Source organism: Pseudomonas sp. 2725, from assembly GCF_050434585.1.
Lineage (GTDB): Bacteria > Pseudomonadota > Gammaproteobacteria > Pseudomonadales > Pseudomonadaceae > Aquipseudomonas > Aquipseudomonas jessenii.
In genome coordinates, this window is sequence record NZ_JBNDIV010000002.1 from 376,034 (window position 1) to 393,552 (window position 17,519).

General features: G+C 59.2%; 10 protein-coding genes and 2 pseudogenes. 6 read left to right on the forward strand and 6 right to left on the reverse strand.

The window, feature by feature from the left end:
* Positions 1-310 precede the first annotated feature (310 nt).
* From ABIE16_RS06010 to ABIE16_RS06020, 3 genes are all read left to right on the forward strand, one after another.
* Positions 311-769: an REP-associated tyrosine transposase gene (locus tag ABIE16_RS06010; protein ID WP_218495120.1), complete on the forward strand. Its 459-nt coding sequence runs from the start codon at positions 311-313 to the stop codon at positions 767-769.
* A gap of 292 nt (positions 770-1,061) precedes the next feature.
* Positions 1,062-4,175, forward strand: coding sequence for a transglycosylase domain-containing protein (locus ABIE16_RS06015; protein ID WP_057716244.1), 3,114 nt, complete (start codon positions 1,062-1,064; stop codon positions 4,173-4,175).
* Positions 4,176-4,346: 171 nt separating this feature from the next.
* Complete coding sequence (locus tag ABIE16_RS06020; RefSeq protein WP_429520720.1) at positions 4,347-9,020, forward strand: dermonecrotic toxin domain-containing protein; 4,674 nt, start codon at positions 4,347-4,349, stop codon at positions 9,018-9,020.
* Positions 9,021-9,165: 145 nt separating this feature from the next.
* Here ABIE16_RS06020 and ABIE16_RS06025 read toward each other — a convergent pair whose 3' ends face one another.
* Positions 9,166-10,365: a DUF2771 domain-containing protein gene (locus tag ABIE16_RS06025; protein WP_224795449.1), complete on the reverse strand. Its 1,200-nt coding sequence runs from the start codon at positions 10,363-10,365 to the stop codon at positions 9,166-9,168.
* Between the two features lie 169 nt (positions 10,366-10,534).
* Positions 10,535-10,984 carry a CS1 type fimbrial major subunit gene (locus tag ABIE16_RS06030; protein ID WP_429520834.1) on the reverse strand — a complete coding sequence of 150 codons (450 nt, stop codon included), beginning with the start codon at positions 10,982-10,984 and terminating at the stop codon, positions 10,535-10,537.
* 31 nt (positions 10,985-11,015) lie between these two features.
* Here ABIE16_RS06030 and ABIE16_RS06035 point away from each other — a divergent pair.
* Positions 11,016-12,860: pseudogene (locus ABIE16_RS06035) on the forward strand (TcfC E-set like domain-containing protein); the annotation flags it as partial.
* Positions 12,861-12,930: 70 nt separating this feature from the next.
* Here ABIE16_RS06035 and ABIE16_RS06040 read toward each other — a convergent pair.
* Positions 12,931-13,674, reverse strand: a pseudogene (locus ABIE16_RS06040) (pilus assembly protein PapC); the annotation flags it as partial.
* Positions 13,675-13,782: 108 nt separating this feature from the next.
* Positions 13,783-14,271, reverse strand: a complete 489-nt coding sequence (locus ABIE16_RS06045) for a CS1 type fimbrial major subunit (protein ID WP_057716250.1) — start codon at positions 14,269-14,271, stop codon at positions 13,783-13,785.
* A gap of 501 nt (positions 14,272-14,772) precedes the next feature.
* On the opposite strand from ABIE16_RS06045, the gene ABIE16_RS06050 reads away from it, so the two are divergent.
* Both ABIE16_RS06050 and ABIE16_RS06055 read left to right on the forward strand, forming a co-directional pair.
* Positions 14,773-15,348: a PadR family transcriptional regulator gene (locus ABIE16_RS06050; protein WP_057716251.1), complete on the forward strand. Its 576-nt coding sequence runs from the start codon at positions 14,773-14,775 to the stop codon at positions 15,346-15,348.
* Positions 15,345-16,130 (forward strand): siderophore-interacting protein, encoded by a 786-nt coding sequence (locus ABIE16_RS06055; protein ID WP_090453282.1) that lies wholly within the window; start codon positions 15,345-15,347, stop codon positions 16,128-16,130. The genes ABIE16_RS06050 and ABIE16_RS06055 overlap by 4 nt, the downstream gene beginning before the upstream one ends.
* A gap of 171 nt (positions 16,131-16,301) precedes the next feature.
* On the opposite strand, the gene ABIE16_RS06060 is transcribed toward ABIE16_RS06055, so the two are convergent.
* Both ABIE16_RS06060 and ABIE16_RS06065 read right to left on the reverse strand, forming a co-directional pair.
* Complete coding sequence (locus ABIE16_RS06060) at positions 16,302-16,946, reverse strand: Pr6Pr family membrane protein (protein WP_218495004.1); 645 nt, start codon at positions 16,944-16,946, stop codon at positions 16,302-16,304.
* A gap of 2 nt (positions 16,947-16,948) precedes the next feature.
* Positions 16,949-17,179 (reverse strand): VF530 family DNA-binding protein, encoded by a 231-nt coding sequence (locus ABIE16_RS06065; protein ID WP_090453280.1) that lies wholly within the window; start codon positions 17,177-17,179, stop codon positions 16,949-16,951.
* Positions 17,180-17,519 lie beyond the last annotated feature (340 nt).

Consider the following 17,519-nt stretch of genomic DNA (forward strand, 5'->3'; position numbering starts at 1 on the left):
AGCCATTACAGACCGCCCCCTTTCTCCAGGTGCGATCACAACTGTGGCGAGGGGGCTCGCCCCCGTTCGGCTGCGCAGCAGTCGCAAAACAGGAAAACGCTGTGTGCCAGACAACCACCAGTCGCAGGTTTTAGCGCCGCTTCGCAGCGCAACGGGGGCAAGCCCCCTCGCCACAAAAACAACAACAGGTTTCTCACGCCGTCATTCCTTCACAGGTATCAGAGCTTTCACTCAACACATGCAGATCTACCCTGGACAACCGGGTACTAGCCTTGAAGGTGCAATTGATCCCCTCAAGGGAAGCAATGGAATACCAACTCAACCCAACTCCCACCGCTTGCGTCTGGGCCGATATTCCGAGAGCGGTCGGGCATATCTCGTCACCGCCGTTGTTCATGGTCGCCAACCGATCTTTTCGGATTGGCATTTGGGACGCTTACTTGTTTCAGAACTACGTCGAGCTCATGAAACCAACGTAGTGAACTCCATCGCATGGGTGGTCATGCCCGATCACTTTCATTGGCTGATGCAGTTGGAGGAAGGCAATCTTGGGCGTGTCATCGGAGCCATCAAGTCACGTTGCACCCGTGAAGTGAACGAAATCACTGGCCGCCGTGGCCCACTCTGGCAAACCGGCTACCACGACCGGGCCATTCGCGATGGAGAAGATCTTCTGCCGTTCGCTCGCTACATCGTTGCCAATCCACTCAGGGCGGGACTTGTGGATAAAATTGGCGACTACCCGCTCTGGGATGCGTGCTGGCTGTAAACAGGCAGTCCATACGCCGAGCGTTTTGTGGCGAGGGGGCTTGCCCCCGTTGGACTGCGAAGCAGGCCCCTCAATCAGGCAACCCCTGTTGTATCAGACACACCGCAAATACCGGATTTGCGACTGCTTCGCAGCCGAACGGGGGCAAGCCCCCTCGCCACAAGTGCTTCAATCAGCCTGATTATCGGTGCGTCCGTGCATCATTTTGCCCTTCACATTTTCTTCACCCTCGCCAACCACCGTCTAAGCTTGAGTCAAGTCCGATCAATCTGCGTGAATGGATCAGTCGACTATGGGCGCTTTGTGGCAAACAGATTCGAGTAAAACCGTGGTTCCGAATGAAAGTGAGGATGAAGCGCCGTTACCTGAAAAACCCCGTCGTTCCAGACACGGATGGGGTGCGTTCTGGCTATTGCTGTTGATTATCGCGATTGTCGTGGGGCTGGCCGCCATGAGGGAGATGCGCACCTCGAAGTTCCAGGCCCAGGAAGTCAGCAAATACGCCGCGTCACTGAGCTATGAGCTCAAACCCGGCCCCAGCGATGCGATTCGCTATCCGGGGGAAGGTCCATTCGATCGGCGCCTGGGCTACAGCTCATTGGGTGAGTTCCTGCCGCGCCTGATCAAGCGCAATTTCATCGTTGAGGCGCAAACCCGCTTTTCTCCGGCGTTGCTGAAGTACAGCGACAAGGGCCTGTTCGTGCCTTATGCCGAGAAAATCCAGGCCGGGCTGTCGATCACCGACTGCCGCGCAGCGCCGCTGTACCAGTACCACTATCCGCAGCAGCTTTATTCAACCTTTGCCTCGATCCCGCCGGTGGTGGTCAACAGCCTGCTGTTCATCGAAAACCGCTTCCTGCTCGACCCCAGGCAACCGCTGGCCAACCCGGCGGTGGACTGGCCGCGGTTCGGCATGGCGGCGTGGTCCCAGTTGGCGAAGATGTTGCACGTGCCCGGCCAATCCGCCGGTGGCAGTACCCTGGCCACGCAGTTGGAGAAGTACCGGCATTCCCCCGATGGCTTGACGGTCAATGGCGCGGAAAAGATTCGCCAGATGGTTTCCGCCACCGTACGCGCCTATCAGGCCGGGCCACAAACCCTCGAAATCCGGCAGAACGTGGTTCGTGACTACCTCAACAGCGTGCCGTTGTCAGCGGTACCGGGCCACGGTGAAGTGCACGGCATGGCTGAAGGGTTGCGCGTGTGGTACGGCTCCGACTTCAAACAGGCCAACGAAGCGCTGTCCAGCACCGCTACGGATCCAAAAACCATGGCGGAAAAAGGCCTGGCCCTGCGTGAAATGCTGTCGTTGATGATTGCCCAGCGCCGCCCGTCGCACTACCTGACCAAGGGTCACGATGAACTGGCCGACCTCACCGACAGCCATATACGTCTGCTGGCACAAAACCATGTGATCGACGCCGAGTTCGCCGCCGCCGCCCTGGCCAGCAAAGTGATCTACCGCGACTGGGCCACCCAGCCGACCATTCAACCGATTGAAACCAACAAGGGCATCAGTGTCGCGCGCAGCCGTCTGGCCGGCATGCTCAATCGCCCGCTGTATGACCTCGACCGCCTTGACCTCTCCGCCACCAGCACCCTGCAAGGCCAGTTGCAAAGCGAGGCCACCGAGTACCTGAAAAAACTGGCCGACCCTGAGTTTGCCACGCAAATCGGCCTGATCGGCGAACGCCTCCTGACCACCACCAGCACCACCCAGGTACGCTACAGCTTCACCTTGTTCGAACTGACCCCGGACGGCTCGCGGGTGCGGGTGCAGACCGACAGCACCGACCAGCCATTCGACATCAACGAAGGCAGCAAACTGGAACTGGGCTCCACCGCGAAAATGCGCGTGCTGACCACCTACCTGCAAATCATCGCCGAGTTGCACGACAAATACGCCGGCATGGCCGTTCCGGAACTGAAGAAAGTTGACGTGCCGGATCAGGATCGCCTGAGCCGCTGGGCGGTCGACTACCTGATCGAAAACAAGGACCGCGACCTGCAAAAAATGCTCGGCGCCGCCCTGGACCGCAAATACTCCGCCGGCCCCGGCGAGGCGTTTTTCACCGGGGGTGGCCTGCACACGTTCCACAACTTCCGCAAGGAAGACAACGGCCGGATACCGCCCCTGCGCGACGCTCTGCGCGAATCGATCAACCTGCCGTTCATTCGCCTGATGCGTGATCTGGTGCGCTACACCACCTACTCCGGCCCGAACAGCAGTGCCGAACTGCTCAAGGATGACCGCAACCCGCGGCGTCAGGAGTACCTGGCCGAATTCGCCGACCGCGAGGGCACTTCGTTCCTGCTCAAGTTCTGGAAGAAGTACAAGAACAAGGACACCCAGGACCGCCTCGACACCTTCCTCGACAGCATGCGCCCGACCCCGATCCGCATGGCCGCCGTGCACCGCTACCTGCTGCCGCAGGCCAGCCAGGAAAGCTTCAACGCCTTTGTGCGCTCGCACCTCAAAGGCGCCAAGCTCACGGAAAAGCTCACCGACGAACGTCTTGTGCGGCTCTACGAGGCCTACGGTCCAGGCTCCTACGACTTGCCGGACCAGGGCTTCATCGCCAAGGTCCACCCCCTGGACCTGTGGCTGATGGGCTACCTGCTCAATCACCCCGACGCCAAGTGGAGCGACATCGTCAAAGCCAGCCAGTTCGAGCGCCAGGAGGTCTATAGCTGGCTGTTCAAAAGCCGGCACAAGGGCGCCCGCGACAGTCGCATCCGCACCATGCTGGAGATCGAAGCGTTCCTCGACATCCACCAGCGCTGGCAGAAAGTCGGCTATCCGTTCGACCACCTGGTACCGTCGCTGGCCACCGCCATCGGCAGCTCCGGCGACCGTCCCGCAGCCCTGGCCGAATTGATCGGCACCATCCTCAATGATGGCGTGCGCATGCCGACCCTGCGCATTGACAGCCTGCATTTTGCCGCGAACACCCCCTTTGAAACCCAACTGATCAATGACCCGGACGTCGGCAAACGGGTGATGCCGTCCGAAGTAGCCACCGCCATGCGCGAGGCCCTGTCGCAAGTGGTCGACGCCGGTACCGCCAAACGCGTGGCCGGCAGTTTCAAACTGCCCGACGGCAGCCCGCTGGCGATGGGAGGCAAGACCGGTACCGGTGACAACCGCATCGAGGCCATCGGGTCCGGTGGGCGAATCTTGAGTTCCAAATCGCTCAACCGCACGGCGACCTTCGTGTTCTACATAGGCGATCACCATTTCGGCACCCTGACGGCGTTCGTGCCAGGCCGCTCGGCGGAAAGCTTTACCTTCACCTCGGCGTTGCCGGTGCAGGTGCTCAAGGGCATGGCACCGATCCTCACGCCTTACCTGCAACCGGGCACCCACACGATGTGCCAGCCAACCGAGGTGGCGGCGAGCCGCTAAGCCCGACTCAACGAAATGGAACGATGGCGGTACATATGTATTTTTCACTCTTTGATTTTTGGAGAATCGAGTCGCACCCGGCACCTTTAACAACCAATCTTTGCGCTTTTTTTAGGCTACATGCTTACCTAGTCTGGTCGTCCCCGGTACTGATCAAAGGACGATCAAACAATGCCCATTACCCCCTCGGCGATTCAAGGATCAGACCCGATCGCCATCGCCCCATTCGATAAAAGCATCCACTTCCATCAGGTCAGAAAGGCGATTCCGTCCTGGCTGTTGAACACCTCCCCATCTCGTGTCGATGCGCTGAAATCTGTCAGGCTGACGCTGCCCGACTGGCACAGGACCGCGTCGACAACCGCTCACCGCAAGTTGAAAAAAGCCAACCAGCTTAACTGGACCTCGCAGAACACCGTGGATCAGGCCCTGCGCGATCTGCTGGATATTTCAGCCTTTGCCAAACCCCTGCTGCAGCAAAAACTGAGGGACCGCTTCGGCGTCGAAGACGATGTCGAGGAAACCTGGCTGCGCCTGTATGCCCCGGTTAAGACGGCCTGGTGGGTCCATGACTTTTCCGCAGGAACCACCAGTCGCACCATCTCGCTGCTGGATGCCGCGCTGCACAACTTTTCCCAAGACGAGGCGTTCACCCAAGATTCCGAATTCATCACCCGCCCCGACGCACGCGGGCATTTCAACGTCAAACAGCTCAAGCACAAACTGAGCATCGAGCAGTTCAAGTCCGTGTGTCGCGAACTGGACATCGGCGCCCGCTATCAGCAGCACCTGCAAGACACTTTAAAGCCGAGCGACAAGGCAGCGAGCAATGTCCTGCGCCAAAAAGTCGTTCTCAGCCAGAAAAGCGCACTGAATGTCGCCGCGCAAATGGCCCTGATGAAGCACGACATCGACCAGGATGCCTATGACGTGGTGCAAGGCATGCTCGAGGATCGTTCACGGCTGAAGTGGAACGGCAAACCCGTCGACTATTACAACCTGGCGATGATGGACACGCGCCTGAGCGGCATCATCCTGATCGCGGCGGATACAGCCAGTGCCAGCGGCCCGGTCCCGGTGATTGCCTATGTGCCCCATGACCCGCAGCACCCGCTCAAGCAATACCCTTCGTCTCTGGAATTCATGGCGGAACTGACACGCCAGTTGCGCGATGGCGCATCGGTTAAAAGCTATCAACAGTTCTTCAGCCAGTTCGTGCCCCATGAGCAACGCGGGCATTTTTTTGCCGGATTGAACGCGCGTCTCAGCACGGTGAAATGGCAGCCGGTTGCCGCCGGTTCCAGCTTGCCGAGCTGGCGCGAAACGCCTGTGGATAAACCCGATCTGCATTTCAGTGTGTCGAGCATCAAGACCGACCGCGCGACGACCTTCAACAATGACCTGTGGGGCTACCGCTACCGGCAGACCCTCAACAAGATTTTCAACGATGCCCGGGAGATCGCCATCTCCACCGAATACGCCGACCGCATGGCCCGCTGGGCCTGGTGGGACAACCTGGAAAAAATGCTCTCGGACATCCTCACGATCGCCTTGCTGGTGGCGACCCCATTTGTGCCTGTCCTGGGCCCACTGATGCTGGCATACACGGCCTATCAATTGACCGATGGCGTGGTCGAGGGCCTTGTCGACCTGGCCGAGGGACGCTTGGCCGAGGCCGGCGAGCAGACCCTCGGCGTCCTGGAAAGCGTGGTCCAGTTGGGCGTGTTCGCGGCGGCAGGCGCCGTCGGCAATGTTGCGCAGGCGAAACTTTCACCGTTTTTCGAAGGCCTGAAACCGGTGCAGTTGGCAAACGGTGAAACGCGCTTGTGGAACCCTGACCTCAGCCCCTATCAACGCACCGACGTGGATTTGCCCGAGGACGCCCGGCCTGATGGCCTGGGTATTCACCAGCATCAGGGCCGACGCATAGTGCGCCTGAACGATCAACACTTCGAAGTGCTGGAAGACCCGGTAACCGGGCAACAACGCATCCGCCATCCGCAGCGTTTCGACGCTTACGCACCGACCCTGCGCCACAATGGCCGTGGGGCCTGGGTTTGCGAAACGGAAAACCCGCGGGAATGGGAAGGTTCGACCTTGATGCGCCGCCTCGGCCACAGCACCGATGGTTTCAACGATGAACAACTGGAGCAGATTCGCCAGATCAGCGGCACCGATGAAGCCGAGCTGCGCCGGGTGCACGTTGAAAGCGCCCCGCCGCCACCGCTGCTGACCGATACCCTGCAACGCCTGGCTTCACCGCCAATCGCGCCCGCCGCGGTACCCGCTGAAATCGCGCCGCTGTTCAGCGATTTCCCGGAGCTGCCGGCGACCGTTGCGGAACAAATCCATACGCGTGCCAGCGCCGCGGAACGTCAACGGATTACCCAGGAAAACCGCCTGCCTTTGCGCATGAGGACCCAGGCCCGAGAGCTGCAATTCGAAACACAAACAGTACGAGCGGCCCAGGGTCTGTACCCGAGCGCATCAATCACGCCCGACACCGAGCGCCTGGTACTCGGCACCTTGCGCTTTAACACCGATACCTTCGGCGACCTGCGCCTGGAGGTTCGCCAGGGCACATTCGATGGCGAGTTGCGTTGCAGCGTCGGCCCCGATGACGCCACGCGGGTGCGGGTGCTGATTCGCGACGAGGTCGGACAGTATCAGGTGCGTGATGGCGAGGATCAGCCGATCCATGAAGCCGATGACTTTTTCGAAGCCGTCCTGCAAGCCACGCAGGAGAATGGACAAAACAGCCTGGGCTACAAACCGGGGGATGCTGAACTGTTCAGGGAATGGGTCATGGTCAAATCGGCCCCGCCCAGCGAACGCCGCACCGTACTCGCCGACCCGCCCGTTCGCCCGGTGGCCGAGCATGAAACGATGTTGTTGGTGCGTGGAGGCTGGCTCAGCAGGGAAGGCCTGACACTGCACGAACGCATCCAGGATCTTTATCCGCATTTCAGCGAGGCCGAGGTCGACAATTTCGCCACTGCCCTGACCAACCAGGGTGAGCCGCTGAGGCTTCTGGAGGAACAGGAAAACGATCTCAACCAGCTGCGCAATCTCATCGATTTGTGGAGGGCGGAGTCCGCCGGGCTGGATGCCGATAATCCGATGCCTTTGCGCGGTGTTCGACAACACATTGCCGAGCGTTTACTCGCCTGTTTCGAACGAAAGAATACCGAGCTCGGCAGCCGTACCGAACTCCATGGCTATGCGTTGGATCTGTCTCGGGAGCTGCTTCCGATAGATCTGGAGTCCGAATGGCCGAAACGACCGCAACTGAAAAGGTTTCTGGACAAGGTCACCATCCTGAAACTCGATAACACACTGTTTTCCACCAAGGCGAATGGCTTGCTGAAAGATTTCCCCAACCTGCGCGAACTCAGCGCCAACCGATGCTACCTGACGCAACTGCCGGAAAACATCGGCGCCATGCATCGGCTCGAACGCCTGCGTTTGAGTGACAATCACATCGCGCTGGACGCCGCCGCCGTCGAGAAACTCAAACACCTGACCTACCTGGAAATTCTGCGTCTGGACAAAAATCCTCTGGGCAGGCCTGTCGATATCTCGCGCATGCCCCGGCTGAAGGTCGTCGGGCTGCGCAACACGGGCATTGCCACCTGGCCCGAAGGTACGCTGAGCAAAACCAGGCCCCGCGGTTTTCTGCTGGATCTTCGGGATAACCCGATCAGCGTGATCCCCGAGGTGGTACCCGGCTCACCGCAGGCCTGGGTCGTGGCACGTACCCGGCTGGACCTCGGCAACCTGTCGGAAGCAAACCAGGTTCACTATCAGGCGGTTCGCCGCTCGGTGGCGCTGCCTCCGGAGCCCATCGTGCCCTACAACAGCCAGGCCGAGTGGGTGGTCAGCTCGGATTACAGCGCGAATCACTGGAGCGATGTTCCCAGCTGGGGCATGGACCGGACCAATCTCTGGTCGGAGCTGGCCGATGAGCCCCAGGCACAGGGCTTCCTGAACGTATTGCTCGATACCCGCCTGAGCCGCGACTTCCAGAACCCCGGCCCGGCCCGGGATCAACTGGTGCAGCGTGTCTGGCGCATGCTCGATGCCGCCTACGTCGACACGCCTCTGCGGGAGAAGCTGTTCACCATGGCCGTCGCGCCGGTGGATGGCGCCGACGCCGGTGCGCAGTTGTTCAATCACATGGGCATCCATGTGCTCGCCTATGAGGCCCACGCGTATTCCACCGACCCGGCGCAGCTGGAGCAGAAGCTGGTGACCCTGGCCAAAGGCGCGGCGCGGCTGGAACAGGTCAACGACATTGCCCGTGCCGATGTCGCCAGTCGTGGCGGCAACCCGGACGAAGTCGAGGTCTACCTGGCCTATCAGACCGGATTGGCAGAGCGCCTCGACCTGCCCTGGCAATCGAAGGGCATGTTGTTCCGGCCGGTGTCCGGCGTCACTGACGCGATGATCGATCAAGCCTATGACACGGTGCTGGCCCTGGGCGAAGGCGATGGTCTGGTCGATCGAATGCTCGAGCAGAACTTTTGGCAAAACCATTTGAACGAGCGCTATGCGACCGACATGGAAGCCAATAAACGTCGCTATCAGGGCCTGTCGGATCAACTGGACACTTTGCGCACGACCCAGCGCGAATGGGCTGAATCGACGTCGGATACTCAGCGAGCTGCCCTGCGCAGCCGGCTCAGGGAACTGATGAACGATCTGCCGGCGCCGGACACGGTGGTCTTTGCCGATGAGCCATTGAGCGATGGAATTTTCGATCGCCTGCTGGTCGACCTCGGTGACGCCGAGAAAGAACTGTCGAGGCGCTTGACCCGTCAAGCCATGAAGCGCGCCGGCCAGTAAAAAGCATAAACATTGATGCTGGATGTGCCTGCCTCATCGCGAGCAAGCTCGCTCCCACAGGGGATCGGTGGTCGCCACAAGATCTGTGTACGACACCCATCCACTGTGGGAGCTGGCCTGCCAGCGATGGCGGCAGCCCCGAGCCTCAGACCTCGGAATCCCAGATCACGGTGACCTTGCCCCTGTAGAAAGGACCGGCACCCGGTTCGAGCATGAATGCCATTTGACTCTGGGGCACTTCAAAGTGCAGAACACCCGGCGCCCTGTCGACGTAGAAACCCGGCTGGAAATACAACGCATTGGCGGCGCCCGATCGCATTCGCATGTGCCTGACGGGTTGCCCGCTCATGTCGGTCAGGCCATTGGGCAGGGTGACAAAGACCTGCAGCTCCACCCCACGCTTGGAGACACGGTCATCGAGCATGCAGTCGTAGGCAGTGCTCCACTCACACTCCATGTACATCTTGAAACGCGATGAGGCCGAGATGTTGAAGGTCTGGTCACGGAACAACCGCACCGGTTTGCGCCCCGCCTGCAACCAGCTCTGCCAGCCACCGGCCGGTACCAATTGGACTTTCTCACCACCGGGCGGAATGTCGACCTTGAGGGTGTGCTGAACGTCGAGGTTGAAGTTCATGGTTAACACCGGACTGCTCGGCAGCATGACATCGCCGAAATCGAAGTCGCCGCTGGGGCCGATCGTGTAGGTGAGCGAGCCTGTGTAATGGCCTGCCAACATGCCCAATGGATTGGGCGTGACCAGTTCATAGGAAAAATCCAGATGGTCGTAGCGCAACCACGGAATATTGAATTTCGCCTGTTTATCACACGCGGCCTCAACCGGTGTTTTCCAGAAAAAACCGTAGTAGTTGGTACCGTAGTAACCCACGCCACTGTAAAGACATGGCGGCGGGGAGTTCACCCAGCTCGATCCCCATAAGAGGTTGTGCGCAATCCGATAATCATCGGCGCCGCCCACCAACTGCATCACATCTTGTGTCACATGCCTGGAGCCCACACCCGTAATCCTCACCTTTACAGTCTCCACTTCCCCGGATTCGTGACGAACCGTCAGATCACGCCATTGCGCCGGCACCTTGAACGTTGCGCCCTGGCGCGGCGATGCATGGTTGGCCGGGATCGCTTGGCTGGAATCGAATCGAATCGGGACTTGCAGGCTGAACGTCTTGTTTTCCTCACATTGCCCCGGATACAGCTGACAGTAGCCACTGGGCGGAGTAGTGTTCTTGAATTGGTTGAGATGCGGATGAGCCGAATCAGGCTTGAACAACGCCGTGATTGATACGTCTTGTGCCAACGCCTGGGGCATCAGCCACCACACCATTAAAAGGCTCCATAACCAAAAAAGCCGTCTTGAAAACAAAACACCTGTGACATTCATCTGTATCCATCTCCGAAAAGCCGCCCTGCTCCCTGGGTGGCGATATCCACTCGACATTCAAACGCTGCAACACCCGTGTGCTCTCACACTTTTGGGCCCTGTCAAAAACAGATCAGGGTGCCGCGGCACTGAAAATCAATTGCACCGTTCCGTAGTAAGTGCCGGGTTTGTAACCACCCACCGGCTCTTTCGGCTGGACTTCCAAAGCAAAGCGCCCGCCTGCCATGGCCTGCGCCGCCGATACCACTTCGCGCGGCGTCGCCTCGTGGCTCAACTCCTGGCCATTGAAGGTGACCCGCAAGTAGATGTTCTGGTCCTCCCGCCCGTTGAACAGATAGGGCTCGGCGTCCAGCCGCGCTTCGATCGCACTGGTGTCGTGCTTGACGTCGAAATTCTTGCGCAACCCTTCGAGCTTCGACGTGTTGCGATTCCACGGCAGGGTCTGTTCCAGATGAATCCAGTTCGTCTCGGCCGGTAGCACGTAAAAGCCCAGGGTCGGAATATCCGCCCACACTTCGAACGTGCGCTCTTCCCGTGCCGCGAAAACCTGGGCACACGTCATCACGCCCACACAGAGGGCGATGGCCGATTGCTTGGGGTACTTCACCCCGAACTCCGAAGGCCTGACACGTCAGCCACGCTCATTCGGCAGCAGCCCGGATACCGCCGTGGGCGTGATGTATGGCAGCTCCGACAGTCTGGCGATCGACAGCCCGAAACCCAGCGTGTACCCGGTTTACGTCACGGCCAACCGTCAGGGTTCCGTGGAAATCTATCGCGATGGCCTGCTGATCAATACACAGTCAGTGCCAGCAGGGTTGCAGACCCTCGACACACGGCCATTGCCGGGCGGTATTTACGAGGTGGAAGTGCGGTTGATCGAAGATGGTCAAATCACCTCGACCACCCAGGAGCTGATCTACAAGCCGAACAACTGGCGCAACCACGATGAGCGCTGGCGCTACAACCTGTTCGCCGGGCAGGAAAGCAAACTGCTGAGCAACTGGGATCAACAGAGCAGTGGCGATGCCACGGCGGGCGCCTCGATCAATTACCTGCTGCACCCACGGGTGATTCTCGGACTGTCGGCACGCCAGGTGCGCGAAAAACTCCAGTACGGCAGCTCCATTGACTGGACCCTGGGCAACAGCACCAGCGTCTACGCCAATCTTTACCAGACCGAAGACCACGGCACCGGCGCCGATCTGCAAGGCCTGTACAACTACGGCTCTGGCAGTCTGGTGATCAGCCACAACCGTAGCTGGCTCGACACCACCAACACTTATGACACCCTGCCCGACGGCACCCGCGTACGCCAACGCAATGTGTTCACCGGCCAGACCAGCAACTCGTCGCTGGCGCTGAACCACCGCATCAGTCGCAAGAGTTCGCTCAACGCGCGGGTGTCCCACAGTGAGGGCAATGTCGAGGGCGTCGGCGTCGACCTCGGCTGGACCCAACGGACCCAGCTGTTTGGCAGCGATGCCAATTGGCGCCTGTCGCTGTTCGACCGTCCGGGCAGCTTCAGCAGCGGCGATGCGCGCAATCGGGGGGTCGACCTGAGCATCAACATGGCGCTCGGCGGTCCGGGCCAGCAGATTTCCGGCAGCATCGGCAGCCGCACCGCCCGTGAGGGTGGTCGCGACAACAACGCCTCGCTCGGTTACCGCAAAGACCTGCAAGACCACGTGTTGCAGAGCGTCTCGGTGACGGCGCTGACCGACACTTATGGCGTCGGTTTGTCGAGCCTGGCGAACTTTCGCACCGACGCCATCAATGGCGACGGTTTTATCCAGCGTTCGTCCTTCAACAACAAATTCACCGGTGGCGTGAACCTCGACAGCACGGTGGTGGTCGGCGCGCAACGCATGGCGTTGACCAGCCAGCATCAAGGGCGCGGCGCCGGGATGATTGTCGACGTCGAGTCCGACATCGACGGTATCGCCTTGCGCGCCGACGACCTCAGCGGCGGCAGCGCGGCGCTGCGGCCGGGGCGCAATTTCATTCCGCTCACGGCCTACAAAAACAGTTCGGTGAGCTTCGACTTCGAAGGCAATCACGTGCCAGCGGCCAGCATCGAGCCGGCGCGCACTCGCTATCACCTGAACAAGGGCGGTGTGGAGTACCGCAAGGTGCGGGTGATGAAAACCCTGACCGTGCTCGGGCGTCTGCTCGATCCGCAGGGTCGGCCGCTCAAGGGCCACCACGTGATCAACCACGCCAGCCGTGGGGTCAGCGAGGTCGATGGCTTCTTCTCGATGGAAATGAACGCTGGTTCACCGACCCTGGAAGTGCGTTATGCCGATCAGTTGCTGTGCCAGTTCCGCCTCGATACCGACAAACACCGCAGTGAAAACAACGTGCTGATGATCGGTGATTTGCGCTGTTCGCCGGACACCTTGGCGGACGCCAATCGCACGGCTGAGACGGCGGGATGACGGATATCCGGTTCAAGGGATTTTTGAGGTCATGTCAAATGTTAGATATTTCACAAGTTAAAAGGTCAGCCATATATGCAGCCGCTGTTGTTGGAGTAGTCGTGGCGCTGTTCCCTGCTTCAGCCGCAGCGGTCAGCCGGAAAAAACTGCCCTCCAGTTCGCGCTGGGTGAAGAGCTCATGCACGGCGTGATAGGTCTTGTCGTCCGGTCCACCCAGACGCGCCAGTTGCATGTTGAAGGTCTGGCTCCAGTTGCCCAGGCTGCCGCTGGCTTCCAGACCGAAACGACCGCCCAGGTCTTGATCCTGGCCGCCGTTGAGATTGAGTTGATTGCGCACCATCAGGCCGCTGCTGCCGCCTTCAGGCTGATCGTAGAAACGCTTGGCTTCGCTGTCGCGCTCGGCATTTTCGGTGACGATCGACAGCAATGAATTTTCCAGGTTGTAGTGCACCGCCAGCATCTGCTCCGGGCATTGACCGCTGCAGGCGCCCAGCGCCACGCCGGGTTTGAGGATATCCGCCCAAGTCTCGCGTTCGCTGGCGCCGAAGCGGCTTTCACTGGTGTCGGTGAAATCGAGCAACGTCACCCGGTCATCGCGGGACAATACAATCATCGCCTCGCCCAACGGTTGCTGATCGAGTTCGACCCGAACCGCCAACGGAACGTCGAAAAAATGTTCCTCGAACTCTGCCGGCAAGCCTTTGGCCTGGGCCAGCAAACTTCGCGGCGTATTATCAACGGAAGCGGGCGCCGCAAATGCGCTGCTACATAACAGCAACGCAAGCGCTGCCGCGATGGGCGTCATCGGGAACATGAACGAATACTCTAATATCAAAGAAGTTGAAACCCGACCGGCAACTTTTAATATTGCCGATCGGTCACGTTACTTATACAAGTAAGCGCTTATAACTCTTGATCAAGTTCAAAGAGCAACCGGAGGAACAGCGTCGAACATCATGGTGACGGCACCGGTGTAATCACCTGGTGCAAAGGTGGTGCCTTGTGCCTTGATGTTGAGTGGGGCACGGTAATTGACATTCGATTCGGTCTCGCCAACCACCATTTGCGGAGTCGTGGTGAGCACTACATTGTTGAGTGCCACTTGCAGGCCAATTTTGGATGCACCACTGATCAGCTCCGGCACGCTTTCAAGGCTGGCATGCACCGAGCCGTTGTTGTTGCGTACGTCGAAGAAACCGTTGACCTCATCCATGGTGCCCTTGCTTGGAATGTAATCCATTCTCTGATCCTTGTTGACCAGATCCGGATCGACCGGTACCACGTAGAAACCGTTGGTCGGTACATGCGCGACAAGGTTGATGGAGTGACGGGCTTCACCCGCGGCAAATACGGCGGAAGAACTCAGAGCCAGAACAGCCAGAGGAGCAGCAAACGCGATTTTCTTGAACATCTTTCAGTACCTGTCTTTTAAAAGGATAAGCGCAGAAAGTTCAAGTTGAGCAAAACCGTCACGAGCAGCTATTTGCTCAGCTGAACTTTCAACGCCGAAAGATGATCGATCAATTTATCTGGAAAGTAAGCAGGAACGTTCCTGCAAGTGCGTAGCCAAAGTGCTATCACCCGAGAAAGAAAAAACCTGAAATAACTTAAAAACCAATGTCTGACTGTAAGAGAAATACTACAAACCGCACACTAACGGCAATGACAAGCAGAAACTAACGAAGTTACTTCTGTAAGACCAATACCACAAACCCCGCATTTAACAGGCCAAAACCCAACATTAGAGAGTTAACACTAATTTCAGGTTTTTCACCCGCACTGATTACCACTATTTTTGCGGTTTTGGCGGGGTCATCGGCTCGACGCTCGGAACGGCCACCGGTCAGGGGGGCTTGCTTTCTCGTTAAGATATATCTTAAGTTGTATCTAAACACGACGAGAGAAAGCAGAAATGAGAGACCATCATTCCCCCCACCGTGAACACGGCGACGGCCGCGACGGCTTCGAGAAACGTCCCGGACGTGAGCGCGGTGGTCGCGGCCCCCGGGTCTTCGCCCCCGGTGACCTGAAACTGCTGTTGCTGGCGCTGATCGCCGAACAGCCTTGCCACGGCTACGACCTGATCCGCCAGATCGAAGGCATGTTCGACGGCGCCTACAGCCCCAGCCCCGGCGTGATCTACCCGACCCTGACCTTTCTGGAAGAGAGCGAAATGATCCAGGGCGACGCCGAAGGCGGAAAAAAACGCTACAGCGTGACCGACGCCGGACGTCTGTCCTTGAAAGAGCAAGCCATCGCCCTTGAAGGTGTGCGGGTGCGCATCGATGTCAGCAAACGCTCGCTGCGCGGCCATGATCGCCCGCCCGAAATTCATGAAGCCGTGCATAACCTGCGCCACGCGCTGCAACTGCACCACGGCCGCTGGAGCAAGGAAGAAATCCGGCGCGTCGCTGTCCTGCTCAACGACACCGCCAAAGCCATCGTCGACGGCCCCGCCGTTCAACCCGTTCAGGAGAACGCCGAATGACTGAAGTCATCGCCTCAACCATTCACCGTGTCATGCACGAAATCAAACGCCGTCGCCTGGAAGTGTTGCGGGTGGTCGACCTGACTCCGCGCATGCGCCGGATTACCTTGGGTGGCCCTGAATTGGCAGGTTTTGTCAGCCTCGGCACGGACGATCACGTCAAACTGTTGTTCCCGCAAAATGCCGAACAGGCCGCGGCGCTGGAAACCCTGGTGCTGGGCGCCGGCAAGGACAATGGTCCGCTGCCTGAGATGCGCGACTACACCCCGCGTCGCTACGATCTGGACGCCCTGGAACTGGACATCGACTTCGTACTGCACGGCGACGGCCCTGCCTCGACCTGGGCCGAACAGGCCAAACCGGGGCAGTTCCTGCACATCGGCGGGCCACGGGGTTCGATGATCGTGCCGGACATGTTCGACAGCTATCTGCTGATCGGCGACGAAACCGCCCTGCCCGCCATTGCCCGACGCCTCGAAGGCTTGGCAGCCAATCGACGCGCATTGGTGATTGTCGAAGTGGAAAACGGAAAGGAGCAGCAAGTGCTGGAGAGCGCTGCCGAAGTCAATGTGATCTGGGTGCTGCGCGAAGGGGGCAAAGATCATTTGTTGAGCACGGTGCGCCAGATCCAGGTGCCAGCCGGCAGCCTGTACGCATGGGTGGCGACCGAGAGCAAAGTGTCGCGGCAGATTCGTCGGGTGCTGCTGGATGAGCACGGGCTGGACGAGCAGTTCGTCAAGGCGGTGGGTTACTGGAAATTGGGGGACAGTGACGAGGAGTGATCTGCTCGCTCAATCGCTGGTTGAAGACTTTGTGGCGAGGGGGCTTGCCCCCGTTCGGCTGCGAAGCAGTCGTAAAATCTGCTGATGCGGTGTTTCAGATAAATACTCATTGCAGCTTTTAGCACTGCTTCGCAGCGCAACGGGGGCAAGCCCCCTCGCCACAATCAGCGTTCACTTCCGGGCGGCACGCCACCGATCCAACCCAATCACCAGCAAGGCAATCACCACAAACCCCGTCAACAACCCGCCGGCATTGATGAACACCTGTGGATAACCCAGTTTCTCGACATCAATGAACGGGTAGGGATAAACCGCCAGCAAATGCCCGCGCAGCAGCGAATAGGCGAAGTAGACCAGCGGATAGATCACCCACAACCCGATGTGTCCCACCCGCAGCCTGCCCTTGGGCACGCAACTCCACCAATACACCAGAAACAGCAGCGGCATGACGTCGTGCAACAGTTCGTCGGCCAGCCATTGCCAGCCCTCGGGATGCCACAAGTGGCGCAGCAGCAGGTTGTAAGCGAGGCTCACCACGGCGATGCTCACGGCAATGCCACTACTGACCCACGGCTGCAAGAACCAGCGACGCGCCGCCGACTCGCGGGATGTCACTGCACAGGTCAGCACGGTCGCCACCAGGGTGTTGCTCAGCACGGTGAAATAGCTGAAAAAACTCACCAGCCCACCGATCAGGCTGGCGCCCAGCGTCCAGCGCGAATGGAAAATCAGGTACATCTGGATGCTCAACCCCGCCCAGCCGAGCATGGCAGCCACGACCACAAAACGACGGTGTAACGCAGAAGGGTTGACCATGTTCAAAGCGGTCGTTTGGTGCGCATCAACTTCACATACAAGCGCTCGACCTTCTCCCGCGCCCACGGGGTTTTGCGCAGGAATGTCAGGCTCGACTTGATGCTCGGGTCGCTCTTGAAGCAGCGGATATCGATGCGCTCGGCCAGCCCCGACCACTCGTAGTGGTCAACCAGCGCGTTGAGGATCTGTTCCAGCGTCACGCCATGCAGCGGATCAGTGTTGTGTTCGGTCATGCCGGGCCTTCAGCGATGTTGGAATGGGAAAGCCGCGCACCTTAGCCGAGGGCTTCTTCGGGTGGAAGCGATCTATCAAATGTAGGTGATTTTGGGATCCTGGAATCCTGTAGGAGCGAGCTTGCTCGCGAAAAACGCAACGACGCCGCTGGGTATCTGGTTTGACGCGTTATCGTTCACGACCATCGCGAGCAAGCTCGCTCCTACAAAGAGCTGACTGTTACAAAATCCGAAACGATGCATGTCATCAAAAGCCCTTTCTCTATTTGTAACGGAACATTATCCTTGCGCACGCTTTAGCTGAAACGCTTCTGCCAGTCACTTCTTCCGCTCATCCCCC